Here is a 21,842-nt window from a genome sequence, read left to right on the forward strand (position 1 = left end):
GACACCCACGCCCCCACGCCAGCGCCCAGCAGAACCCAAAACCCAACAGCCACCACGTGGCTGGGATCTTCCGCGCTCTGCCTGCCGGCGCGACACCCGTTGCCACGGCCCGGGTCCGTCCGGTCCGTCCATCCCTGCTTCCCATCCCTGCTTCGCCGCCCCTCCGGGGGTGTGGCACGTCACGAGCGGGAAGGAGCGAGGGTGGTGGTCTCTGCGACGATGGCCGCATGGAGCAGCGCACCAGCATTGATGTGGCCGCCTCGCCGGAGCGGGTGTGGGAGGTGCTGGTCGACGTCGAGCGATGGCCGGAGTGGACGGACTCGGTGAACAGCGTCCGGCCGCTCGACGCCGGCCCCCTCGTCGTCGGCTCGCGAGTCGAGATCTCCCAGCCGCGCCTCCCGACCGGTCGGTACACGGTCACCGCGCTCGACCCCGGTCGGGCCTTCACCTGGGAGCAACGGCAGCCGGGCAGCACGGTGTCTGCGCACCACGAGTGCGCACCGCTGCCCGACGGTGGCACCCGGGTCGAGCTGAGGGTCGTGATGAGCGGGGCGGTCGGCGCAGTCGTGGGCCGGCTGTACCGGAGGCTCACCGATCGCTACCTCGCCATGGAGGCGGCCGGCCTCAAGACCCGGGCGGAGCGCACCGCCGGCTGAGGCGCCGCGTCCCCCCGCCCCGGGGCCGCCGAGAACGCCAGAGCAGGGCTTCGGTCCCTCGGCCGTCGACGACCGTTGTCGTGGCGTCGGTGTGGTGCCATCGTGGCGTATGGCAGCTCACGACTTCCCGACCGGCGTCACGCCCTCCGAGCTGCTGCGGTGGGTGTTCGAACGCCTCAACGCTCACGACGTGGTCAGCCTGCGTCCCTTCTGGACCGAGGACACGGTCGAGTACTTCCCCGATGCCACGTGTCGCGGAGCCGATGAGGTGGCTGCGTACTTCTCGGACAAGTTCGCCGCCATCGAGGGCTTCCATCTCGACGTCGTGGCGATCGCCGAGTCCGGCGACGACGCCCTCGTGCACTGGCGGATGACAGGGCGCCACACGGGCACGCTGCTGGGAGTCGCCGCGACGGGGACGGCCATCGAGATCGACGGCATCGACCACTTCGTGCTGCGTGACGGCCGGGTGCTGACCAACACCGTCGTCTTCGACCAGATGGCCTTCGCCCGTCAGGTGGGCCTCCTGCCACCGGACGGCTCTGCGGTCGACAAGGCGCTGAAAGCGGCGTTCAACACCAAGACCAGGGCGGCCGGCGCGCTCCGCCGGTCGCGCTAGGGCCGTCGGGCGAGCGATCCGCGGAGTGCCTTCGTGTCGGCTCCGGGCGTGCAGTTTCACACGGGGGGAAGGGGGTTGTACTGGATCTCCCGCCGCACCTCCACCGCGCGCTCAACATCGGTGAGCCGGGCCACCAGGTGGAGCGCCATGTCGATGCCGGCGCTGACCCCGGCGCTGGTGATCAGGTCGCCGTCGTCGACGAAGCGTGAGCTGACGTCGGTGGTGATGGTGGGGTCCAGCTCGGAGAGCAGGTTGAGCGAGGCCCAGTGGGTGGTCGCCCGACGGCCGACCAGGAGCCCGGCGGCCGCGTAGACCAGGCTGCCGGTGCAGACCGACGTCATCAGGGGGACCGTGGCGCGCTGGCCCCGCACCCAGTCGAGGTGGTCGCGGTCTCGCAGCATCGGCCGGGTTCCGGGACCCCCGGGGTGGACCAGGACGTCCATGGGGGGCGCGTCGGCAATCGAGTGGTGCGCGCCGAGCACCAGCGTCTTGGCACTGCAGACGGGGCGGCCCTCGGGGGAGAGGCAGAAGACGTTCCAGCCGTCGCCGGGGTGCTGCTGGGTCCAGGAGGAGAGCACCTCCCAGGGGCCGACGGCGTCGAGCTCCTCGACCCCGTCGAACAGGAGGATCCCGATCTGGCGCTGCCGTCCGTCGCCTGGTGTCGCGCTGTCGGGTACGTGATCGTAGGTGTCGTTCATGGGCCAAGTCTCACGTCGGGGGGCTCGGGTCGCCCCGGTCAAACAGCCGGGTTCGTGACGGTCCGCCGGGGCGGGGGAGCGTGTACGTTCATCGCATGCTGGTCGGTCGCGAGCCGGAGCGAGGGCTCCTGGTGGCGCTGCTCGAGCGGGCGCGAGGAGGCAGTGCGGGGACCCTGGTCCTGCGCGGTGAGCCCGGCGTGGGCAAGTCGACGCTCCTCGACGAGCTGGTGGCCGGGGCCGGCGAGGCGACCGTGCTGCGGACCCAGGGTCTGGAGGTCGAGGCGCCGCTGGCGTTCGCGGCGCTGCACCGTCTGCTGCGCCCGGTGGCGCGGCTGCGGGCGGGACTGCCCGCACCCCAGGCTCGGGCGCTGGGGGTGGCCTTCGGCGAGGAGGAGGGGCCCTCGGTCGAGCCGTTCCTGGTCGGGGTGGCGACGTTGTCCCTGCTGACCACCGCGGCCGAGGAAGCCCCCGTGCTGTGCCTGGTCGACGATGCGCACTGGCTGGACCCAGCCACCGCGGGCGCCCTCCTCTTCTGCGCCCGTCGACTCGGTGCGGACCGGGTCGCGATGGTCTTCGCCGCGAGGGACGGCGCGTGGGGGAGCTTCGACCCGCAGGGCCTTCCCGAGATGGCACTGACGGGACTCGACCCCGATGCCTCGCGGGCCCTTCTCGAGGTGCGGCTCGGCCATGCGGCCGGCCTGGGGGTGGTGGAACGCCTCGTCGCCGAGACGGGCGGCAACCCGCTCGCGCTCCTGGAGCTTCCCGGTGAGCTGACGCCTGGTCAGCTGAGCGGGGCCACCCCTCTGCCCGCGCAGCTCCACCTGCCCACCCAGGTGGAGCGGGTCTTCCTCGACCGCAGCAGGCGACTGGCGCCGACCGTGCAGAGCGTGCTGCTGCTCGCGACCGCGGACGACACGGGCGAGCTCGACCTGCTGCGGCGCGCTGGGGCAGGTCTGGGCCTGGACGACGCCGACCTCGAGGCGGCTCTGGACTCCGGCCTGCTCGTCGCCGGCGCCACGACGTTCTCCGTGCGGCACCCCCTGGTGCGGTCGGCGATCTACCAGGCCGCGACCGGTGAGCAGAGGCGAGCCGCGCACAGAGCCCTCGCCGGCGCCCTGGCCGGTCGCGGAGACCCCGACCGAGAGGCGTGGCACCGGGCCTCCGCGGCGGAGGGACCGGACCCGGAGGTGGCCGGCGCCCTGGAGCTTGTCGGTGCTCGGGCACAGCGTCGGGGTGCCTTCAGCGCCTCGCTCGCGGCGTACGAGCGCGCGGCGGTGCTCTGCGCCGATCCTGCGAAGCGCGCGGAGCTGACGTTCTCAGCGGCCCGGAGCGCGTGGGCGTGTGGTCGTGCGGGGGAGGCGCAGTCCCTGCTCGCGGCGGCTCGTGAAGGGGCCGACGACCCGCTGCTCCGCTGCGACATCGCCCGCCTGCGTGGACACATCGAGGTCAACCTGGGCTCGGCGGCCGGGGCTCACCGCATCTTCGTGGAGGCCGCCCAGGCGGTGCACGGGGACGACTCGGCCAGGGCGCTGGAGATCGCCGTCGCCGCGGCGGTGATGCGCACGTTCGGAGCCGACAGCGGCACGCCGCTCCCGCAGGCCGACGCTCTCGCGGTGGCCGAGGCGGACGACCCACCGCGGACGCTGTGCCTGCGACACCTCCTCGTCGCGATGACGCGGGTGGTCGAGGGGGACTGGTCCGCCGCGACAGCCGCCCTCGACCTGGCCGTGGAGGCCGGCGCGCAGGTGGACGACCGCGACGTGCTGTGGAACCTCGCGAACGGGGCCCTCCAGCTGGGCGCAGACGAGGCGCAGCAGCACTTCTACTCCCTTGCGCTGACACGGGCACGGGAGGCCGGTGCGGCCACGGCCGTCGTGTACTGCCTCCAGAGGCTCTGCTTCGGCTACTACCTGGCCGGCGACCTGGTCGCCGTGCGCGCCAGCGCCGACGAGGGCGTCGCCCTCGGCAGGAGCATCGGTCAACCGGCGATGGCGGCCCTGCCGACCGCCTGGCTGGCAGTGCTCGCAGCCCTGCAGGACCGGGAGGACTACGACGGTCACCTCGCCAGGCTCGAGGAGCTGGAGGCGGCGTATCCCCTGGGCATCCTGACCGACCCCGTCCACGACCTGACCCGCTGGGCCAAGGGGCTTCGGTCGGCCGGTTCGGGGGACAGCCACGGTGCGATGCACCACCTCACGCGGTTCCGGTTGCCGGTGCTGGCACGGATGGCTGCGTCCGAGAGCATCGAGGCGGCCGTGCGAGCCGGCGACACCGCGGCCGCCCGGGACCGGACCGACGACCTGGCCGGGTTCGCCGAGGCGACCGGACGGCCGTGGGCGCTGGCGACGGTGGCGTTCGGGCGGGCGCTGACGGCGAGCCAGAGCGAGGCTGACGGCCTGTTCCAGGAGTGCCTGGCGCACCACAGGGGCGCCGGCCGGCCGCTCGAGGCGGCGCGGGCTCAGCTGGCCTACGGGGAGTGGTTGCGCCGGAGCCAGCGTCGCGTCGACGCGCGGCAGCACCTGCGTGCGGCCGCCGGGGCGTTCGAGGACCTGAGGGCCGCAGCCCTCGCCGCGCGGGCGAACCAGGAGCTCCGCGCCTCGGGGGAGACCGCTCGCAAGCGTGACCCCTCCACGCTGGTGAAGCTCACCCCGACCGAGCTCCAGATCGCCCGGCTGGTGAGCGCCGGGCTGTCGAACAAGGAGGTCGCGGCCCAGTGCTGGGTCTCACCCAGGACGGTGGCCTTCCACCTGCGCAACGTCTTCGCCAAGGCGGGCGTCACGTCCCGTGGCGAGCTCGCCCAGCTCGACCTGGCCTAGCCGGGAGGATCCCGGCCATCTGACCGGGGTGAGCAACCGGCATCACGTCCACGCTCGGACGCAGTGCATGACCACACCACTGCGAGAGCGAGACAGACATGAGCGTCAACGTTCGCCCGGCCCGCACCACGACACCGGACGCCGGCCGGCGTGCGAGCTCCTGGCCCCTCGGCCGCGTGGTGCTGGGGTCGCTGGCCTTCGGGGCGGTCTCCGCCCTGGTGCTGACCATGGTGGTCTTCCCGGGCGCGACCGAGTCGGTGGTCACCGGCTCCCTGCTGCTCGGCTTCGGTCTCGGCTGGGCCACCCTGGCCATCGTCTCCGCCCGCAGGACCGGCCGGCCCCAGCGCTGGGCACGGGTCCCCGCGACCCTGATGACGGCCGCCGGCGCCGGACTGGTGGTCCTCTCACCCCAGGACGCCGTGCTCACGACCCTCAGCTGGGTGTGGCCACCGCTGATGCTCGCCCTCGTCGCCTGGACGTACGCCCAGGCTCGACGCGCCATGCCGGGCCGCGCCAGCTGGCTGCTGATGCCGGTGCTCGTCGTGCTTGCTCTCGTCGCTGTCGGTGCAGGCGTGCACGACGTCACCTCCGCTCGGGTCACCCCCGCCCCGGGGAGGACCTACTCCGTGGGTGACCACCGACTGCACCTCGACTGCCGAGGCGCCGGCGGGCCGACGGTGGTGCTGTTCAACGGCATGGGGGAGTTCTCCGGCTCCTGGGCCAGGATCACCGACCAGGTCAGTGCCACCACCAGGGTCTGTGCCTACGACCGCGCGGGCCAGGCCTGGAGCGACGACGTCGACCACCCCCAGGACGGCCTCACTGCCGCAGCGGACCTCCATGCTCTGCTGGCCGCGGCCGGCGAGCACGGTCCGTACGTCCTGGTCGGGCACTCCATCGGTGGCCCGTACGCCCTCACGTACGCCGCGCAGTACCCCGAGGACGTGGCCGGGATGGTGCTCTTGGACAGCTCCAGCCCTCGACAGTTCACCGAGATGCCCGCCTACCCCACGCAGCACGCGCTGATGAGGCGCGGCCTCGGCCTCCTGCCCACGCTGGCCCGGGTCGGGCTGGGTTCGGTGAGCACCCCGGCCTCGCACCTGCCTGGCGCCGAGGGAGAGCTCGTCGACGAGGTGAGCGGCACGGTCCGCGCGAAGCGCAACGGTCGCGACGAGCTGTCGATGCTTCCGGACGTCTTCTCGCAGGCGCAGGCCCTCACCACGCTCGGTCACCGCCCGCTGGCAGTGCTCACCGCCTCCGCCACGCTCAGCACCGAAGGCTGGGCCGCGGCGCAGGCCAGGCTGGCCGACCTGTCGAGCGAGAGCGCCCACCGCGTCGTCCACTCCTCCCACGCCGGCCTGCTCGAGGACCCGCAGGGCTCCGACGCCTCGGTGGCCGCCATCGCTGCGGTGGTCCGCGCAGCCGGCTCCCGCTCACACCTCACCACTCCCTGAACGCCCACTCACCCATTCCGACCGAGGAGAATCCGATGTCCCACGCACCCACCCACGACCGCCAGCAGCACGCGCAGCACCCCGACAACCAGCACGTCCCACGCACGTCCTGGGCGCTGCTCGCCGTCGCCCTTGCCGCCCAGATCCTGGTCGTCCTGGACATCTCGGTCGTCAACACCGCCCTCCCGACCATCGGCCGCTCCCTGCAGCTGGCCGGTGACGACCTCCAGTGGCTGGTGACCGCCTACGTCATGATGTCCGGCGGCGGTCTGCTCCTCGGCGGCCGCGTCAGCGACCTGCTGTCCCGGCGCGCGGTGTTCCTGGCGGGCCTGGGCCTGTTCACCGCCGCCTCGATCGCCAGCGGGTTCGCCGAGAGCGGCGCCCAGCTGGTCGGTGCGCGGGCGGTCCAGGGCCTCAGCGCGGCCCTGCTGACGCCGTCGGCACTCGCGCTCATCACCACCACCTACTCGGGTGCTCAGCGCAAGGCCGCACTCTCGCTGTGGGGCGCGGTCGGCAGCCTCGGCGTGGCTGCCGGAGTGCTCGTCGGCGGGGCCATCACCACCTGGACCAGCTGGCAGTTCATCTTCTGGGTCAACGGGCCGGTGGGGCTGGTCGCGTTCCTCGCGGGTCGGCGGATCATCGCCAAGGAGGACGTCGCCCGCCCGGACCGCGGGGCCTTCGACCTCCCCGGCGCTCTGAGCGTGCTCGCGGGTCTCGCCACCTTGATCTACACCCTCGGCGGCACCTCCACCCACGGCTGGGTGTCAATCTGGACCGCGACCGGTCTGGGCGTGTCCGCAGTGCTCCTGGTGGCCTTCCTCAAGCTCGAGCAGCGCGCCGCCAGGCCGCTCCTCCCGCCGCACGTGTGGAAGGTCGACGCCCTCGTCTCCGGCACGGCCGTCATGCTCGGAGTCACCGGCATCCTGGTCGGCAGCGTCTTCCTCACGTCGATCTTCATGCAGACCGTGCTGGGCTTCTCCGCTCTGCGCACCGGCGTGGCCTTCCTCCCGTTCGCACTGGCCCTCACTGCCGGCACCGTGGTCGCCCGACACCTGCTTGCCCTGGTGGCCCCGCGCCTCGTCGCCACCTCGGGTCTGGTGGTGGTGGTCGGCGCTGCTGCACTCCTGTCGACCGCGCCGGGCGACGCACAGTACGCCAGTGACCTCCTGCCGGGCCTGGTGGGACTCGGATTCGGCGTCGGCATGGTGTTCGTGCCGGTCTCGGTGACCTCGATGATGGGGATCCCGCCCTCACACGCCGGGGTGGCGTCGGGGTTCCTGATGACCGGGCACGAGATCGGTGCCGCCCTCGGTGTCGCCGTCCTCTCCGCCGTCGCCAGCACGGCCGGCTCCCTGGCCACCCCCGACGGCGCGGCCGACGCGTTCTCCCGCGGCTTCGTCGCCGCCGCGGTGATCGCGGGCCTGGTCGCCGTGTTCGCGATGGTTCGGATGCCGGCGACCCGCGCTGCCGTGGGCGCTGGGATGCACCTGCACTGACCGGCCCCGGCCATTCGACCGGCGCGACGGGGGCAGGTCGCGCAGCAGGGTGGAGCCCTCCACAACCCGACAGACCACTGAGGCGGTGAACGCGATGAACGCGAATCCCACGATCCTGGACACCACGCAGGTGCGCGAGGCGGGCCTCGTCGGGGCTGGGCGTGCCACCACGTCGGATCCGTCGTCGAACCGTCCGCCTTCGGCGGGTCACCGGCGGCTGGTCCTCGGCCTGCTGGTCTCCGCCCAGTTCGTCGTGATGGCCGACACCTCGATCGTCAACGTCGCACTGCCCTCCATCCAGAGGGACCTCGGACTCGGTCCCGTCGGTGCGGCATGGGTCGTGAACGCCTACGTCCTCGCGTACGGCGGGCTGCTCCTGCTGTCGGGCCGGATCGCCGACCTGTGTGGCCGCCGGCGCATGTTCGTGATCGGTTCGCTGGTGTTCACCGCCGGGACGCTGCTGGCCGCCGCTGCGACCGGCGTCTGGCTGCTGGCGATCGGCCGCATCGTGCAGGGTGTCGGCGCTTCAGCGCTGAGCCCGGCGGCCCTGTCCCTGCTCATGCTCAGCTTCCCGGGTGACCGGCGAGCGCGTGCGATGAGCGTGTGGGGCGCCGCGTCGACACTCGGCGGGATGACCGGGGTGGTCACCGGCGGCCTGCTCGCCGCTGCCCTCGGCTGGCGAGCGGTCTTCCTCGTGACCGTACCGGTGTCGCTGCTCGCCGTCGTCTGTGTCCGTCGGGTGGTGCCGGCGGGACCGGCGGGCCTCTCGCGGCGGCGTCTCGACGGATGGGGTGCGGCGTCCCTGACAGGAGCGATCGTCGCCCTCGTCCACGGTGCGCTCGGTGCGGCCGACCACGGTTGGACGGCCCCGGCCGTCACGTCGAGCCTGGTCGCGTCAGCGCTTCTGCTGGTGGTGTTCGTCGTGGTCGAGCGGCGAACCACCGACCCCCTGGTGCCGCTCGAGCTGTTCGGGTCGAGGGTGCTCAGCATCGGCGTCGTGCTCGCCGTCCTCGGCGGGGCGGCGCGAGCGTCCACCTTCGTGCTCGTCGCCCTGTTCCTCCAGCAAGGGCTCACGATGGCACCCAGCACCGCAGGGTTGGCGATGGCGCCGACATCCCTGATGGGCTTCCTGGTCTCGATCGCGTTCCTACCGCGACTCCTGCGTGCCTTCGGCCCGCAGCGCACCCTCGTCGCCGGGCTCGTCGTGCTCGCCTGTGGACACCTCTGGCTGGCGTTGGCCCCTGCCGACGCCGGGTACGCCGTCGCGGTCCTCCCCGGGCTGATGTTCGTCGCCACCGGCGTGGCCATGAGCTTCATGCCCACCACCATGGTGATCACCGCCGCGGTCCCCGCGGCTCACGGCGGCCTGGCGTCCGGCATGGCCGGCTCCGCGACCCAGGTGGGCGCAGCGCTGGGCACGGCGACCTTCACGGCGATCGGCCTCGCCGTCGGGGGAGGGGGATCCGGTGCCATCACGCCGACGGGGTTCTCGGCGGCGTTCCTCGCCGCTGCTGGCGTGGCGCTGGTGACCGCGACGGTCGGGTCGAGACTCCGCTGACGCCTGTCGCTCTGCCTCTCAGAGTCGGCTGAGCTCCGGCCAAACAGGCCCACCTCGATCGCGAGGTCCAACGCCGCGCTCAGGTGCGCTGCAGCGGGCGGCTGCGGCCGTGAGCGAGACCGACGCTGCGGTACTAGCTCGGCTTGGCGTACGCCGCCACGCCGGTGTCGTACATGACGCAGGCCTCCTCGCCGATCACCCAGGCGTCGTGGCCCGGCGGGATCACGCAGACCTCACCGGGGCCGATGGTCAGCTCGGTGCCGTCGTCCATCCGCACGGTCATCCGGCCCGAGACACAGATCCCCGTGTGCAGCGTCTGGCACGAGTCGGTCCCGGCGATGGGTTTGACGTCCTCCGACCAGCGCCAGCCGGGCTCGAAGGTGCCCCGGCCCATCGTGAAGTCACCCAGAGTGACGACGTCCATCTTCCCGTGGGCCGCGAAGGGCCTGGTCTCATGCGGTGTCTCGATGTGCTTGGAGTCGAGTGATGCCACGACTACCTCCAGTGGTCTGGGGCCGCCCCGGGCACGACCATCCGGTAGCGCCCATCGTAGGGCGAATCCCGCAACCAGAGCAGTCCCCGGTCGTGCGGAGCCGTGGCCCAGGAGCCCGCTGCCTCGCCGTTCACCGCACAGTCCTCTATCTCGCGTCGATGATCTCGCCGTTGCGGGGCAGGCGGCCGCCGAAGGTGATGGGGACAGCCGTGGCGTGCAGCACGTCCATGCGGTCGATGGCCTGCAGGTGGACATGCGGTTCGGTGCTGTTTCCTGAGTTGCCGCAACGTCCCAGCGTCTCGCCCACCCGCAGGCTCTGGCCCAGCCGCACCTGGACGCTGCCGCGTTGCAGGTGGCACACCGCGACCACTGGGCCGTCATGCGTTTCGATCAGCACGTGGTTGCCCGCCAGCTCACCCCAACCTGCTGCTGCCCTGCGACGCTGGGTGAGGGCGTAGCCGACGGACGGGAGCCCACGGTAGGAAGGGTGGTCGGGTGCCGTGTGATGCACACCGACGACGACGCCGTGGACGGGCGCGAGGATGGGACGCCCGAAGCCGGGAGAGTGCTCCGCGGGTTCGGGGCGCAGCAGCGAACCGAGCGTGATCGGTGCTGTTCGCCCTGCCGCGTCGACTGGGACGAAGTCGATGGCGAAGGCCGTGGCGAACAAGGTGGTGCCGTGACTGGGCACTCGATTCGCGGGACTGTTCTGGGCCAGCCAGCGTCCTTCGAAGGGGTATGCCAGGTCGACTGCCGGCACCATTGGAACAACCTCGCTTCCCGCGCCCTGGTGATCTCATTCTGCCTGCTTGGTTCGGGGCACCGCAGACCTGCTGGAAGCGTCGTGGGTCCCGCCCCTCGAGGGTTGGGTGCCGTGGGTCCTGCTCGCTGCCATTGGCATGGCCGCGCTGCTGACGGCCGCGTTCCTCGAGAAGGGGCGGCGTCTCCTCCGGCGAGGCGCCCGAACCTTCGCCGAGCTGACATCCGGTTGGGAGTGAAGCTCAGACCGACAGATCCGTCTGATGCCTCGGGTTGCCCGCGATGGCGCATCTCCACCGAGCGTGGCTGTCGGGACCGGCCGTCGAAGGGTGGACCGTCCCGCGGATCTGCGTCACGGTGGGAACCCGGCAGGCCGTTCGCACCTCGTAGGGGTGTCGTTGTCGAGCGGACGGAGGTGGAGCGTGCGGGATGCCCTCGACCTCGAAGAGCTCTACACGGCGTCCTACCGCCGTCTCGTCATGCAGGTCTTCGCGATCTGCGGGGACATGAGCAAGGCCGAGGACGCCGTGCAGGACGCGTTCGTGACCGCTATCCGCAAGCGGCGCCAGCTGTCCGGGGTGACGAACCCGGAGGCCTGGGTTCGAACGGTCGCGGTGAACCAGGTCCGGGCCGGTTGGCGGCACGCGGTCGTGGTGCGGCGGTACGGCGCGAAGGTGCCCGGTCCGCAGGCTCCCGTCGAGGTCGGGCCGGACCATGTCCAGCTGGTCGCGGCGCTGGCGCAGCTCGACGTGGATCAGCGCCTGGTCGTCGTGCTTCACCACCTGGCTGATCTGCCGGTGACAGACATCGCTGCCGAGCTCGGCGTCCCCGTCGGCACCGTGAAGTCGCGGCTCTCGCGGGGCCGTAGCCGGCTCGCCGAACTGCTCGACGACCGCGTCGACCGTCCCATCCGGGGACAGGAGGAGCCACGAGATGCCTGAGCTCGAGCAGCTGCGCCGCCTGAGCGGTGAGGTGCATCCGCCGGCGTTCGAGTCCCTCGTGAAGGTCGCGGGTCGCCGGGACCGTCGTGCGACCGTCTCCGTCGCGCTCGCCTCGTTCGCCGCGGTGGTGGCCGTCGTGGTTGGCGGGCTGCTCGCGGGGCACCCTGGTGAGGACCGGCCCCAACCGGCCCCGTCCGTGCCGACCCCCAGCCCCACGAAGCCGGACAAGACCGGGAAGCCGAGCGAGGAGGCGGCGCACGTCTCAGAGACCTCGATGACCCCCCAGGAGGTCGTCCTCGCTGATGACGCGACACTCGTGCTGACCGGCGTCTCCGCCGACGATCCGGACTTCCGCGTCTCGGCGTGGAGGGCGACCTGCCACTGGTGCCCGCGATCCGAGGTGGGCAGGCCGTCCTTCACCGCCCTGGCGATCACCAGCGACGGGTACGCCCGCACGACCTACCGACGCGCACCGTTCGAGTCAGGACTGGAGCACGTGGAGTCACCGGGGCCGGGTCTCCTGCTGATCGTGGACGCGGCGAACGGCTACGAGTGGCTGGTCCGCGACGACGGCACCATCACCCCGTTGGCGCGCGACTTCGACGACGCACCCGCCGCCGACCCGCGGCTGTGGTTCGTGTGCTTGGCCAGCACCGGCCACACCAGTGCCGGTGGCGCAATCCCGCAGGATGCCCCGCTCACCTGGTGCATGCTCGACCCGGCCGCCGACGCGGTCCACGTCCGCAGGGGACCCTGGGAGGGGACGGGCATGGCCACGGGGATCCATCCGTCCGTCGTCAGCCCCGGATCGGGGGACCTTCTCTGGGGTGTCCAGGACCAGCTGGACGACCGTCTCGTCGCGTGGTGGCTCGCTGACGGCACGCGGCACTACCAGGATCTCGGGCCGTCAACGGGGAACGGTGCCGTGCTCAACTCACCGCCCGGCACCATGGCGTTCTGGTCGTGGGTCAAGGGGGCCGAGGCGCTGTCGGTGTTCACCAGTGACGACCGGGGCTCGACGTGGCAGAGGACCGACCTGGGTGTCTCGTTCCGTCCCGACGACTACTACTTCGCGCTGGCGTGGACACCCGCCGGCGACTTGGTGGGGCGGCAGGACGACGCGTTCTTCCCGCCCAGCTCGATTCACCTGAGCGAAGGGATCCGGCTCTGGCGAGCCGACCTCGTCGAGGGCGGGAGCTTCGTGCTGGTCCACGAAGCGAGGACCGGCAACGAGATCGCGATCGAGGACCCGGCCTTCGCGGTGCTCGGTGACAGGATCTGGGCCTCGCGGCTCTGGTCGGACGACGACGGGAGGACCTGGGTCGAACAGACGACCTGGCGCTGACGAACGGCCTCCGGCGCCCTCCGCCGGCGGACGGGCGACCCGGCAATGGCACCATCGAAGCATGGGAGCCCGGTGGATCGAGGTGCACGTCAGATGACCGAGGAGCAGGTGTACGAGGTGCTCGAGGAGTACCAGGACTTCGAGCTGCGACGCTATCCCGACCACCTCGTCGCCGAGACGGAGGTCGGCGGACCCTTCGAGCTGGCGGGGAACCTGGCGTTCCCCAGGCTCGCCCGCTACATCGGAGGCCACAACCGGTCCTCGCGCAAGCTGGCCATGACCGCACCCGTGGTGCAGGAGCAGGACCCCCAGGGCCGTCGCTACGTCGTGGGCTTCGTGATGCCCGCCGGCGTCAGCGCCGAGGACCTGCCGGACCCGTTGGACTCCCACGTGCACACCCGACGGGTGCCGGCCGAGACGGCGGCCGCCGTGCGTTTCTCCGGGCGCTGGTCACGCAGGTCCTACGAGGAGCGGGAAGCGCGGTTGCTCGCCGCGGTGGAGGCGGCGGGGCTGGAGGTGGTGGGCACCCCCCGGTACGCGCGGTTCGACCCGCCCTGGACACCATGGTTCCTGCGGAGGAACGAGGTCGTCGTCCCGGTCGCTGCCTGACCGGCCCGACCGGTCAGAGCGTCTTGATCCGGACCGCCACGTCGCGCCGCAGGACCTTGCCCATGGGATTGGTCGGCAGCTCGTCGACGAAGATGACGCGCCTGGGCACCTTGTACGGCGTCAGGCCCTGACGGGAGTGCGCCTGGAGGTCCTCCGGCGCGACGGCCACCCCTTCGACGAGGACCACCGCGGCCACCACCTCCTCGCCGCCCTCCTCGTGGGGCAGACCCACGACCGCGACGTCGAGGACGCCGGCGTGGGTGCGGAGCACGGCCTCGACCTCCGACGGGTACACGTTGAACCCGCCGGTGATGATGATCTCCTTGATCCGGTCCACGATCGTGAGGAACCCGTCAGGTGCCATCGTGACCACGTCGCCGGTGCGGAACCAGCCGTCGTGGAAGGCGGCGGCGGTCTCCTCCGGCGCGCCTCGGTAGCCCGAGAAGACCTGGGGGCCGCGCACCAGCAGCTCGCCGCTCGCGCCCGGAGGGACGTCGTGGTCGAGGTTCTCGGGGTCTGCGATCCGGATCTGAACGTCGGGGAACGGCACCCCGATCGAGCCGGGCCGACGCTTCGTCGTCATCGGGTTGCCGACGATCACGGGTGACGTCTCCGTCAGGCCGTAGCCCTCGACGAGCAGGCCACCGCTGGCCCGCTCCCAGCGCTCCACGAGGGTGGCCGGCAGCGGCATCGCGCCGGAGAGCGCGTAGCGGATCCCGCGGATCGAGATGCCCCGGCGCTCCGCCTCGTCCACGATGCGCTGGTAGAGCGGCGGCACGGCGGGCACGAAGCTCGGCACCTGGCGCTCGATGGCCTCCATGATGAGGCCGATCTCCGGCTTGGGCAGCAGCACCAGCCGGGCTGCGAGGGCCACGCCGAGGAGGACGCTGACCGTCACGCCGTAGGCGTGGAACAGTGGCAGCGCCACCAGCACCGACTCCTTGCCCTCCGCCAGCCCCGGCACCCAGGCCATTCCCTGGAGCACGTTGGCGACCAGGTTGCGGTGCCGCAACGGCACCCCCTTGGGTACGCCGGTGGTCCCCGACGTGTAGAGCAGCAGGGCCACGTCGTCCTTGTCCGGGCGGGGGTGAGCCTCGTCCAGAGGAGTCGCGGAGGCAAGCTCCGACCACCGCATCGCCTCGGGTGCCGGTGAGGTGAGCTGGGCCCGGGCAGCACGGGCCTTGGCGATCGGCAGCCTCAGCGCGAGCCGCTTGGTCCAGGGCAGCTCGGTGGTCAGGTCGACGGCGACCACGCGCTCGAGGGCGGACTTGGCCCGCAGCTGCTCGACCACCGGCACGACCTTGTCCCAGACGATCGCGACCCGGGCCCCGTGGTCGGCGAAGGGGTGTCGCAGCTCGGCCGCGGTGTAGAGCGGGTTGTGCTCCACCACGGTGGCGCCCAGCCTCAGCACCGCGAAGAAGGCGATGACGTTCTGCGGGCAGTTGGGCATCACCAGGGCGACGCTGTCGCCCGCGCGTACGCCGAGCCGGTGCAGGCCGCCGGCCACGCGGCGTACCTGCTCCGCGGCTGTGGCGTAGGTGGTGCTGCGGCCGAGGAAGTCCAGCGCCGGCCGGTCGGGGTAGTGCTCGACCGACCGCTCCCACAGGTCCAGGACCGTGGTGTCGCCGTAGTCGAGGTGCAGGGGCACGTCGGGTCCGTACGCGTCCGCCCACACGGGCTCCAGAGCCGGCACGACCCTCCCTCGTCTTCCCCGCGGTGGCGACGTGTCCGCGGCAGGCTCAATGTAGCGCTCCGCGAGTGCGCTACCAGTGTTCGCCCAGCGTGCCCACCCGAGCGGAGTGCAGCGGACCGGTCAGCAGGGAGTCGGTCGCCTCGAGGGCGGCGTGCCAGTCGCCGCGGGCGTGCAGGTCGGTGTCGTGGAGGAGGACTGTGCCGCCCGGCCGAAGGGTGCGCAACACGGTCGAGGCGACGCGAGCGGGTGTGGCCGACCGCTCCCAGTCCCGGCCCCAGGCGGTCCAGAGCACCGGCGTGAGGTCGAGCGTCCGGCAGGCGATCAGGGACTCGGTGGAGGTGACGCCGTACGGCGGGCGGTACCACGACACGGAGGTGCCGGCGAGGTCCTCGACGCAGTGCTTGGCGTCCCGGAGCAGAACAGTGAGCCGGGTCGGTGGGACAGCCAGGGTGCACCGATGGGCCCAGCCGTGGATGGCCAGCTCGTGGCCCTCGTCGACGATCCGACGCACCAGCGCGGGAACCCCACGTGCCTGCTCAGCGAGGACGAAGAAGGTGGCTCGGGTCTCGTGGCGGGCCAGAAGGTCGAGGAACGCCGGAGTGCTGGTGGGGTCCGGACCGTCGTCGTAGGTGAGTGCGATGTGATCGCCGTGCCCGGTTCCGGCGAGCCGCGGTGCCAGCCGCCGCCGGAGAGGGCCGATGGCGGTGAGGGACGGTGCTGCTGCTGCCGCCAGCGTGCCGACGCCGAGCGCCGCCGCACGACCGGCGCGCCTCATGCGGCGGTCGCCGAGGCGTGCTGAGCGATGAGCACCTCGACGACGTCGGGGGCGTCGGTGGGCAGACGGTCGACCCGAGGAGCGCGCTTCGCGGCACCGAGCAGGCGCGCCAGGTCGCCGATCGTGCGGGCCCACGGGACCAGGCCGGCCTTCTCGAGGTTGACCGAGTTCGCCTCCCCGTGCCCGGGAACGGGTCGGTAGGTGATGACGGGGGTCCCGGACGCGAGCGCCTCCAGGGAGCTGAAGCCGCCTGCGTTCTGCACGACGCAGTCACTGGCCGCCATCAGCGCGGGGAGGTCCTCGCGCCAGCCGAGAGCGACGACGCCGGGGATCCGCGCGAGCCGGCGGCGGAGGACCTCGTCGGTGCCGCACATGGCGACCGGAGTCATCAGTCCGGTGGCGACGATGTCGCGGCACGTGCCCTCCAGGTCACCCATCCCCAGCGAGCCACCGGTGACCAGGGCGCGCGACCCGCCGGCCACGAGCGCGACGAGCGGATCGGCTGAGTGGCGGCCGGGTGCCTGCCTCCGTACGAGCGGTGTCACCACGGTGGCTGCCACACCCCACCGCCGGGCGTCGTCTGCGGCGACCTGGTGGATGGCGAGGGTCAGGTCGATGCCGGGGTGAACCCACAGGGAGTGCACCGAGGCGTCGGTGGCGTAGGTGACTGCCGGACAGCCGAGCCTCCCGGTGGTCCGGGCGTGTCCGAGGGCCTGGGCGCCGAACGGGTGCGTGGTGACGACGAGGTCGCAGTCGTGGACGGCGGACACCACGCGACCAGCGGCCAGGCCGAGGAGGCCGGTCACGAGGCGGTGCAACGGGCGACCTGCCTCGAGGAGCTCCAGCGTCCTGCGCCACGAGCGCGGCAGCCGGCGCAGCTGACGGTAGTAGGCGGCACGCAGCACCGGACCGAGCCGCCAGGGCAACAGAGTCACGAGATCGAGGACGACCACCTCGCAGCCGGCACCGCGCAGCACGGTGGCGACCTCACGGGCGGCCGAGTCGTGCCCGGCCCCGTAGCTGCCGGTGAGAACGGAGACCCGGGTCGGGCGGCCGTCCGAACCTCTCGTCAGCAACGGCTCGAGACGCCCGGCGTCCACGATGGGAGTGGGTTCCAGTGAGGGTGTCATGGTCCGGAGGATGGCTGCTCACAGATGAAGCCACCGTGAAGCGAGCCCGGTCCGCGCGATCGCGCCCGGGTTTCCTGCAGCTCGACGCGGAGAGGCCGGGCTCGCTGCGTCCCAAGGAGGTCGCGCGCATCTGCGGCTACGACTCCGCACTGATCACCGAGCTCATCACCTGGAACGAGGAGCAGGAGATCGCCTGGCGGCGGGCCCGGGACCAGGCCGCGGACGACCCGGAGGAACGAGCCGCCTGCGAGCACGAGCGGGCCCACGCCGAGGAGACCGTGAGGCTCCTCCGGAGGACGCTGCGGAAGGTGCCGCTCGGCTGAGGTCCGCGCCGCGAGCCGCATCCTTGCTCAAGCGAGCCCTCCCTCGTAGGCGGCGATCACGAGCTGTGTCCGATCACGCAGCCCCAGCTTGCCCAGCATCGACCGGACGTGACTCTTCACGGTCGCCTCGCTGACGAACAGGCGGGCCGCTATCTCGGCGTTCGTCGCACCGGTAAGAAGAACGGTGAGCACGTCCACCTCGCGGGCCGACAGCACCGTCAGGTCCGGCGTGCCGCGCCGCCGGCGCCGGACGAACTCGGCGATGACGCGGCGGGTGACCGCCGGGGACAGCAGCGCGTCACCATGAGCAACCAGCCTCACCCCTGAGACGAGCTGGTCGAGCGGCGTGTCCTTGAGCAGGAAGCCGGACGCCCCGACCTGCAGGGCCGCGAAGACGTACTCGTCGAGATCGAAGGTCGTCAGCACGATGACCTTGACCCGGGCGTCTGCCGCCAGGATGCTTTCGGTCGCAGCGAGACCGTCCATCCTCGGCATCCGGATGTCCATCACCACGACATCGGGTGACCGGTCGGAAGCGAGGCGCACGGCTTCGACGCCGTCGCCGGCCTCCCCGACGACTTCCATGTCAGGCGCGAGATCCACGATGCGACGGAACCCCTCTCGAACCAGGGGCTGGTCGTCCGCAAGGAGTACGCGGATCATGGCGTCACCGACCGATCGAGCGGAAGCGTCACCCTCACGACCCAGCACCGTCCCTCGGGGCCTGCGGTGAACGTGCCGTCATAGAGTCGGACGCGCTCGCGCAGTCCGAGGAGCCCGCGCCCCAGTTCCACAGTTCCCGCGCGGCGTCGGCCGTCGTCGGCGATCTCCAGGTGCATCTCGTGGTCGTCGTGGATGATGCGCACCCGGGCGCGCGCATGACCAGCGTGACGGAGCACGTTCGTCAGTGCCTCCTGGACCACCCGGTACGCGGTGAGCTCCTGGCCCTGCGACATCGCCTGGGGTACGCCGTCGACCCGGAGGTCCACGGGGAGCCCGGATCGCCGTACGGACTCGATGAGGTCACCCAGGGCATCGAGGTTCGGTGGCGGCGCGAGGCTCGCGGCGCTCGCCTCATCGGCCCGCAGGAGGCCGAGGAGCCGACGCAGCTCACGCAGCGACTCACGGCCGGTCTGCTCGATGGACACCAGTGCGGCACGTACCTCGTCCTGCCCCGGAGCGAGGAGATGGCGGACCGAGTCGGCCTGGATGACCATCACACCCATGCCGTGCCCCACGATGTCGTGCAGCTCCCGCGCGATCCGTGTCCGCTCCAGCTCCAGGGCCTCGTCCACGCGAGCAGCGGCGGTCTGTGCGACCTGCTCCACCCGTCGCCGATAGTGGGCGACGACGCCCCCGGCTGCTGCCGCCAGGGCCACGAACCCTTGGTCGACGAGTGCTGCACCCCAGTCCTCCGCCGGGTCTGCGGCGCTGCGGATGGCGACCGCGAGGAGCAAAGCGCCGAGAGCGAGGACGAGGCGGCGGCCGGTGAGCTCCATCGCGCAGAAGAAGGGCAGGACCGTGAACGTGATGCCGATGGTGAGCATCTGGATCGGAACGGCTCCGACCGAGACCACGATCGTGGCTGCGAGAAAGACCCCCGCGGACAGCATCGGTGAGGTCCGCCGGGTGAGGATCGCCCACGCCGCGGCGATGACGTAGAGGATCTGCAGCCCAGGAGCAGGCGGGGCATCGGCGACGAGGACTTCGCCGATGCCCGCGGCACCCAGCAGCAGGGCAGGGAGCCAGTCCTTGCCGCGAAGGTCGCGAAGCCACCTCACGGTCAGACGGTACTGACAATCCCATCGCGCGTCTTCAGCCCTCAGGCTCATTCACCAACCAGTACCAAGGCTGATGCGAACCTGCGGGCATACGCGCCAGGCTCACGTGATGACCGATCACGCCACCGACTCCACCGTGCGCCGGACTGCTGCGGCCAGCGCGAGCCTCTACTTCGTCCTCCTCTTCGTGGTCCCGCCCGACGGTCCCCCGGTCGAGACAGCCTCGAGCGACCAGATCCGCTCCTACTACACCGAGAACGCCTCCGCCCTGCATGCCTCCGCCCTGGCCGCGGCCGCTGCGGGCCCTGCGGTCATCGTCTTCTGTGCCGCGATCGCCCAGCTTGTCGCTCGCCGTGCGGCCTGGTCATTCTGGCCCCCTGCCATGGTGGCCGGTGGCGTGCTCATCGCGGTGTGGCACTGGGTGACCGCGGCCATCGAGGCGAACATCGCCGTGCAGGGCCTGGACGGCACGGACCTGGCGTCGGTTGACGACGGTGTCGTGGCCGCGTGGTACGCGATGACGAACGTGGGCCACCTCTTCGGCGACCTGGCCATGTCGGCGATCGTGCTGACGCTCGCCTCCATGTCGTGGGGCTGTCGTCACAGCGAGGTGCTGCCCGCCTGGTTGTCCTGGTGCGGGCTCAGCGTCGCCGCCGCGGGTGCCGTCGGCGTCGTCGGGGTGACCCTTGCCGTAGGACCGCTGGCGAATGCCTGGTTCATCGGCCTGTTCGGCTGGACGGTGTGGGTGCCGACGGTCGCGATCCTGCTGCTTGTGCGTCCGCTTCGCGAGGTGGCCGGTCACGAGGTGCACCCAGAGGTCCACACCGGCTGAGAGCGCTACCCACCTGCACGACACGGCGGAGCCGCCCTGTCGTGCCGAGGCTGGCCCTGGACCTCGCGGGCTACGCGGTGACAGTGATCTCGTGAACCTCGTCGGCGGCGTGGCCGGCCCGCTCGTGGATGCGTCGCACCGCGTCCGCGCTGGGGGCCTCGGACAGGCAGAAGACATGGCCGGTCACGGGGTCTGCCCACGCCTGCTTGAAGTCCACCCCCTCCTCGCCCTGGATGGCCAGGTCCCCCTGGTGGGCCTCGTGCAAGGCCTCCGGCGTCACTCCCACCATGTTCGTGTGCACGTCCATGAACTCCGGCATGCGGTCCTCCCCTCGGCGACGCGCCCCGGCAGGGCGACGCCTGCGTGAATGCAGACTCCGCCCCTCCTAGGCCCTGTCAAGCCTTCGAATGGGTGGCCGACGACGTCGGCGACCCCCATGCACACGTGTCCGCCGCGGCCGGCGTCCCTTCATGCGTGCTTCATGTGCGGCTGCCTACGGTCGGCTGGACGGCGGCGAGGGCAACGTGCGAAGGAGGGCGCAGTGGGGCAGGCGAGTGACGGGTCGGTCGTGTGGGGCCCGACTCAGGAGGGGTGGACCCACGCGGTCGACCACCTCTCCCGCACCACGCCGTGGCTGCACGCCCCGGCCCGTCTCTATGCCGAGTACGGCGTCGTCGTGTTCGCCGGGCTGCTGCTGTGGTCATGGTGGCTAGCACGTCGTGAGGGTGATCCGGCGAAGGTCGCGGCGGCGCTGTGGGCTCCGATCGGGGTGCTGGTCGCCCTCGGGGTCAACCAGCTGCTGGCCGGCGCGGTGGCCGAGCCGCGGCCGTACGCGGTGCTGCCGCACACGCTGGTCCTGGTCCCGCGGAGCGCTGACTACTCCTTCCCCAGCGACCACGCCGTGATGGCCGGCGCGGTGGCCGTGGGCATCCTCGTCGTCCACCGCCTCCTCGGCATCCTCGCCGCGGCGCTCGCCGTCCTGATGGCGGTCACCCGGGTGTACGTCGGCGCGCACTTCCCGCTCGACGTGACCGTCGGGCTCGCCGTGGGCGCCCTGGTCGCGCTGGCGTCGTACCTCCTGGCCCGGCCGCTGGCGCTGCGACTGGTCGAGCTGTTGGCACGGACTCCGGCCCGGGTCCTGCTGACCACGGCCTCGGGAGGGTCACGGTGACCGGTCTCCTCCAGCACGTGCTCCTGGCGCCGGCCTGGCTGGCGCTGCTGGTGGTGTTCGCGGTCCCGGCCCTGGAGTCCTCGGCCTTCCTCGGGTTCGTCTTCCCCGGGGAGCTGGCCGTGATCCTGGGCGGGGTCGTGGCCAGCCAGGGACATCTGCCGCTCCTGGCGGTGCTCGGTGCGGCGATCGCCGGTGCGGTGGCCGGGGACGCGGTCGGCTACCTGGTCGGGCGCCGCTGGGGCCGCCGGATCCTGGACTCCGCGTTGGGACGGTTCGTGCGAGCCGAGCACCTGGACCGCGCCGAGCTGGCGCTGGCCAGAAGAGCCGGGTGGGCGGTCCTGCTCGGCAGGTTCACGGTGGCGCTGCGGGTGATGGTCCCGGGCCTGGCCGGCATGGCGCGGATGCCCTACCGCAGGTTCGCCCTCGCGAACGTCTCGGGCGCCGTGCTCTGGGGCGCGGTGATGGTGGTCGCCGGCTACCTCGCGGGAAGCAGCTGGCAGACGGTGGCGCACCTCTTCTCGGCCATCGGGGTCGGCATCACCGGTGCGGTGGTGGTGCTGCTGGTGATCGGCCGAGCCGTACGGCGCCGCCGGCGGCGGATGCCCCGCCCCCTGAACCGGGGCGTGGGCCGGGCCAGGGCAGCTCGGTTGGTCTGATGGCCGCCCGCTCCACACCCACCTCCCGCCGCGCATT

The 21,842-nt window shown here is 71.9% G+C and carries 22 protein-coding genes; 13 read left to right on the forward strand and 9 right to left on the reverse strand.

All coding sequences use genetic code 11. The features are described 5' to 3' along the window. The first annotated feature begins 227 nt into the window (after positions 1-227). Both PLP61_RS02840 and PLP61_RS02845 read left to right on the forward strand, forming a co-directional pair. Complete coding sequence (locus PLP61_RS02840; protein ID WP_324500167.1) at positions 228-656, forward strand: SRPBCC family protein; 429 nt, start codon at positions 228-230, stop codon at positions 654-656. A gap of 109 nt (positions 657-765) precedes the next feature. Continuing rightward, positions 766-1,275 carry an ester cyclase gene (locus PLP61_RS02845; protein WP_324500168.1) on the forward strand — a complete coding sequence of 170 codons (510 nt, stop codon included), beginning with the start codon at positions 766-768 and terminating at the stop codon, positions 1,273-1,275. Between the two features lie 56 nt (positions 1,276-1,331). On the opposite strand, the gene PLP61_RS02850 is transcribed toward PLP61_RS02845, so the two are convergent. After that, complete coding sequence (locus PLP61_RS02850) at positions 1,332-1,973, reverse strand: DJ-1/PfpI family protein (protein WP_324500169.1); 642 nt, start codon at positions 1,971-1,973, stop codon at positions 1,332-1,334. A 95-nt stretch (positions 1,974-2,068) separates the two neighbouring features. On the opposite strand from PLP61_RS02850, the gene PLP61_RS02855 reads away from it, so the two are divergent. The 4 genes from PLP61_RS02855 to PLP61_RS02870 all read left to right on the forward strand — a co-directional run bounded on the left by PLP61_RS02855 (position 2,069) and on the right by PLP61_RS02870 (position 9,297). Beyond that, positions 2,069-4,789, forward strand: coding sequence for an ATP-binding protein (locus tag PLP61_RS02855; RefSeq protein WP_324500170.1), 2,721 nt, complete (start codon positions 2,069-2,071; stop codon positions 4,787-4,789). 98 nt (positions 4,790-4,887) lie between these two features. Beyond that, complete coding sequence (locus tag PLP61_RS02860; RefSeq protein ID WP_324500171.1) at positions 4,888-6,243, forward strand: alpha/beta fold hydrolase; 1,356 nt, start codon at positions 4,888-4,890, stop codon at positions 6,241-6,243. Between the two features lie 35 nt (positions 6,244-6,278). Continuing rightward, positions 6,279-7,739 (forward strand): MFS transporter, encoded by a 1,461-nt coding sequence (locus PLP61_RS02865; RefSeq protein ID WP_324500172.1) that lies wholly within the window; start codon positions 6,279-6,281, stop codon positions 7,737-7,739. A 94-nt stretch (positions 7,740-7,833) separates the two neighbouring features. After that, entirely contained in the window at positions 7,834-9,297 is a 1,464-nt protein-coding gene (locus PLP61_RS02870; protein WP_324500173.1) for an MFS transporter, read from the forward strand. Positions 9,298-9,430: 133 nt separating this feature from the next. Here the strand turns inward: PLP61_RS02870 and PLP61_RS02875 are convergent, their stop codons facing one another. Further along, complete coding sequence (locus PLP61_RS02875; RefSeq protein ID WP_324500174.1) at positions 9,431-9,790, reverse strand: cupin domain-containing protein; 360 nt, start codon at positions 9,788-9,790, stop codon at positions 9,431-9,433. 145 nt (positions 9,791-9,935) lie between these two features. After that, entirely contained in the window at positions 9,936-10,553 is a 618-nt protein-coding gene (locus PLP61_RS02880) for a M23 family metallopeptidase (protein ID WP_324500175.1), read from the reverse strand. Positions 10,554-10,971: 418 nt separating this feature from the next. Between PLP61_RS02880 and PLP61_RS02885 the strand changes: the two genes are divergently transcribed. The 3 genes from PLP61_RS02885 to PLP61_RS02895 all read left to right on the forward strand — a co-directional run bounded on the left by PLP61_RS02885 (position 10,972) and on the right by PLP61_RS02895 (position 13,444). After that, positions 10,972-11,490, forward strand: a complete 519-nt coding sequence (locus PLP61_RS02885; protein WP_324500177.1) for an RNA polymerase sigma factor — start codon at positions 10,972-10,974, stop codon at positions 11,488-11,490. Next, positions 11,483-12,835, forward strand: a complete 1,353-nt coding sequence (locus PLP61_RS02890; RefSeq protein ID WP_324500179.1) for a hypothetical protein — start codon at positions 11,483-11,485, stop codon at positions 12,833-12,835. Before PLP61_RS02885 ends, PLP61_RS02890 begins: the two co-directional genes overlap by 8 nt. Positions 12,836-12,928: 93 nt before the next feature. Continuing rightward, positions 12,929-13,444, forward strand: a complete 516-nt coding sequence (locus tag PLP61_RS02895) for an SOUL family heme-binding protein (RefSeq protein ID WP_324500181.1) — start codon at positions 12,929-12,931, stop codon at positions 13,442-13,444. A gap of 13 nt (positions 13,445-13,457) precedes the next feature. On the opposite strand, the gene PLP61_RS02900 is transcribed toward PLP61_RS02895, so the two are convergent. The 3 genes from PLP61_RS02900 to PLP61_RS02910 form a co-directional block, all read right to left on the reverse strand. Continuing rightward, positions 13,458-15,137: a long-chain-fatty-acid--CoA ligase gene (locus tag PLP61_RS02900; RefSeq protein WP_324500183.1), complete on the reverse strand. Its 1,680-nt coding sequence runs from the start codon at positions 15,135-15,137 to the stop codon at positions 13,458-13,460. Positions 15,138-15,207: 70 nt separating this feature from the next. Continuing rightward, complete coding sequence (locus tag PLP61_RS02905) at positions 15,208-15,912, reverse strand: polysaccharide deacetylase family protein (RefSeq protein WP_324500185.1); 705 nt, start codon at positions 15,910-15,912, stop codon at positions 15,208-15,210. Then, complete coding sequence (locus PLP61_RS02910) at positions 15,909-17,042, reverse strand: MGDG synthase family glycosyltransferase (RefSeq protein ID WP_324500187.1); 1,134 nt, start codon at positions 17,040-17,042, stop codon at positions 15,909-15,911. The genes PLP61_RS02905 and PLP61_RS02910 overlap by 4 nt, the downstream gene beginning before the upstream one ends. A gap of 35 nt (positions 17,043-17,077) precedes the next feature. Between PLP61_RS02910 and PLP61_RS02915 the strand changes: the two genes are divergently transcribed. Continuing rightward, the gene (locus PLP61_RS02915) at positions 17,078-17,365 is read left to right on the forward strand and encodes a hypothetical protein (RefSeq protein WP_324500189.1); all 288 of its coding nucleotides are present in this window, start codon (positions 17,078-17,080) and stop codon (positions 17,363-17,365) included. 27 nt (positions 17,366-17,392) lie between these two features. Here PLP61_RS02915 and PLP61_RS02920 read toward each other — a convergent pair whose 3' ends face one another. Next, positions 17,393-18,028, reverse strand: coding sequence for a response regulator transcription factor (locus PLP61_RS02920; protein WP_324500191.1), 636 nt, complete (start codon positions 18,026-18,028; stop codon positions 17,393-17,395). Next, positions 18,025-19,146 carry a sensor histidine kinase gene (locus PLP61_RS02925; RefSeq protein WP_324500193.1) on the reverse strand — a complete coding sequence of 374 codons (1,122 nt, stop codon included), beginning with the start codon at positions 19,144-19,146 and terminating at the stop codon, positions 18,025-18,027. Before PLP61_RS02925 ends, PLP61_RS02920 begins: the two co-directional genes overlap by 4 nt. A 109-nt stretch (positions 19,147-19,255) precedes the next feature. On the opposite strand from PLP61_RS02925, the gene PLP61_RS02930 reads away from it, so the two are divergent. After that, the gene (locus tag PLP61_RS02930) at positions 19,256-19,978 is read left to right on the forward strand and encodes a hypothetical protein (protein ID WP_324500195.1); all 723 of its coding nucleotides are present in this window, start codon (positions 19,256-19,258) and stop codon (positions 19,976-19,978) included. A 70-nt stretch (positions 19,979-20,048) separates the two neighbouring features. Here the strand turns inward: PLP61_RS02930 and PLP61_RS02935 are convergent, their stop codons facing one another. Beyond that, a complete protein-coding gene (locus PLP61_RS02935) occupies positions 20,049-20,297 on the reverse strand; it encodes an SCO4226 family nickel-binding protein (protein ID WP_324500197.1) in 249 nt (82 codons plus the stop codon). Between the two features lie 222 nt (positions 20,298-20,519). Here PLP61_RS02935 and PLP61_RS02940 point away from each other — a divergent pair, with 222 nt between their 5' ends. Together PLP61_RS02940 and PLP61_RS02945 are read left to right on the forward strand one after the other, a co-directional pair. After that, positions 20,520-21,149 carry a phosphatase PAP2 family protein gene (locus PLP61_RS02940; protein ID WP_324500199.1) on the forward strand — a complete coding sequence of 210 codons (630 nt, stop codon included), beginning with the start codon at positions 20,520-20,522 and terminating at the stop codon, positions 21,147-21,149. Next, positions 21,146-21,805, forward strand: coding sequence for a DedA family protein (locus PLP61_RS02945; RefSeq protein WP_324500201.1), 660 nt, complete (start codon positions 21,146-21,148; stop codon positions 21,803-21,805). Before PLP61_RS02940 ends, PLP61_RS02945 begins: the two co-directional genes overlap by 4 nt. Positions 21,806-21,842: the final 37 nt, after the last annotated feature.

The organism is Nocardioides sp., assembly GCF_035429765.1.
GTDB lineage: Bacteria > Actinomycetota > Actinomycetes > Propionibacteriales > Nocardioidaceae > Nocardioides.

Coding starts and splice junctions, on each gene's coding strand:
- PLP61_RS02880 (WP_324500175.1), bottom strand. CDS start 10,553: ATGGTGCCGGCAGTCGACCTGGCATACCCCTTCGAAGGACGCTGGCTG.
- PLP61_RS02910 (WP_324500187.1), bottom strand. CDS start 17,042: ATGACACCCTCACTGGAACCCACTCCCATCGTGGACGCCGGGCGTCTC.
- PLP61_RS02905 (WP_324500185.1), bottom strand. CDS start 15,912: ATGAGGCGCGCCGGTCGTGCGGCGGCGCTCGGCGTCGGCACGCTGGCG.
- PLP61_RS02840 (WP_324500167.1), top strand. CDS start 228: ATGGAGCAGCGCACCAGCATTGATGTGGCCGCCTCGCCGGAGCGGGTG.
- PLP61_RS02855 (WP_324500170.1), top strand. CDS start 2,069: ATGCTGGTCGGTCGCGAGCCGGAGCGAGGGCTCCTGGTGGCGCTGCTC.
- PLP61_RS02930 (WP_324500195.1), top strand. CDS start 19,256: ATGACCGATCACGCCACCGACTCCACCGTGCGCCGGACTGCTGCGGCC.
- PLP61_RS02870 (WP_324500173.1), top strand. CDS start 7,834: ATGAACGCGAATCCCACGATCCTGGACACCACGCAGGTGCGCGAGGCG.
- PLP61_RS02860 (WP_324500171.1), top strand. CDS start 4,888: ATGAGCGTCAACGTTCGCCCGGCCCGCACCACGACACCGGACGCCGGC.
- PLP61_RS02850 (WP_324500169.1), bottom strand. CDS start 1,973: ATGAACGACACCTACGATCACGTACCCGACAGCGCGACACCAGGCGAC.
- PLP61_RS02895 (WP_324500181.1), top strand. CDS start 12,929: ATGACCGAGGAGCAGGTGTACGAGGTGCTCGAGGAGTACCAGGACTTC.
- PLP61_RS02865 (WP_324500172.1), top strand. CDS start 6,279: ATGTCCCACGCACCCACCCACGACCGCCAGCAGCACGCGCAGCACCCC.
- PLP61_RS02920 (WP_324500191.1), bottom strand. CDS start 18,028: ATGATCCGCGTACTCCTTGCGGACGACCAGCCCCTGGTTCGAGAGGGG.
- PLP61_RS02935 (WP_324500197.1), bottom strand. CDS start 20,297: ATGCCGGAGTTCATGGACGTGCACACGAACATGGTGGGAGTGACGCCG.
- PLP61_RS02890 (WP_324500179.1), top strand. CDS start 11,483: ATGCCTGAGCTCGAGCAGCTGCGCCGCCTGAGCGGTGAGGTGCATCCG.
- PLP61_RS02845 (WP_324500168.1), top strand. CDS start 766: ATGGCAGCTCACGACTTCCCGACCGGCGTCACGCCCTCCGAGCTGCTG.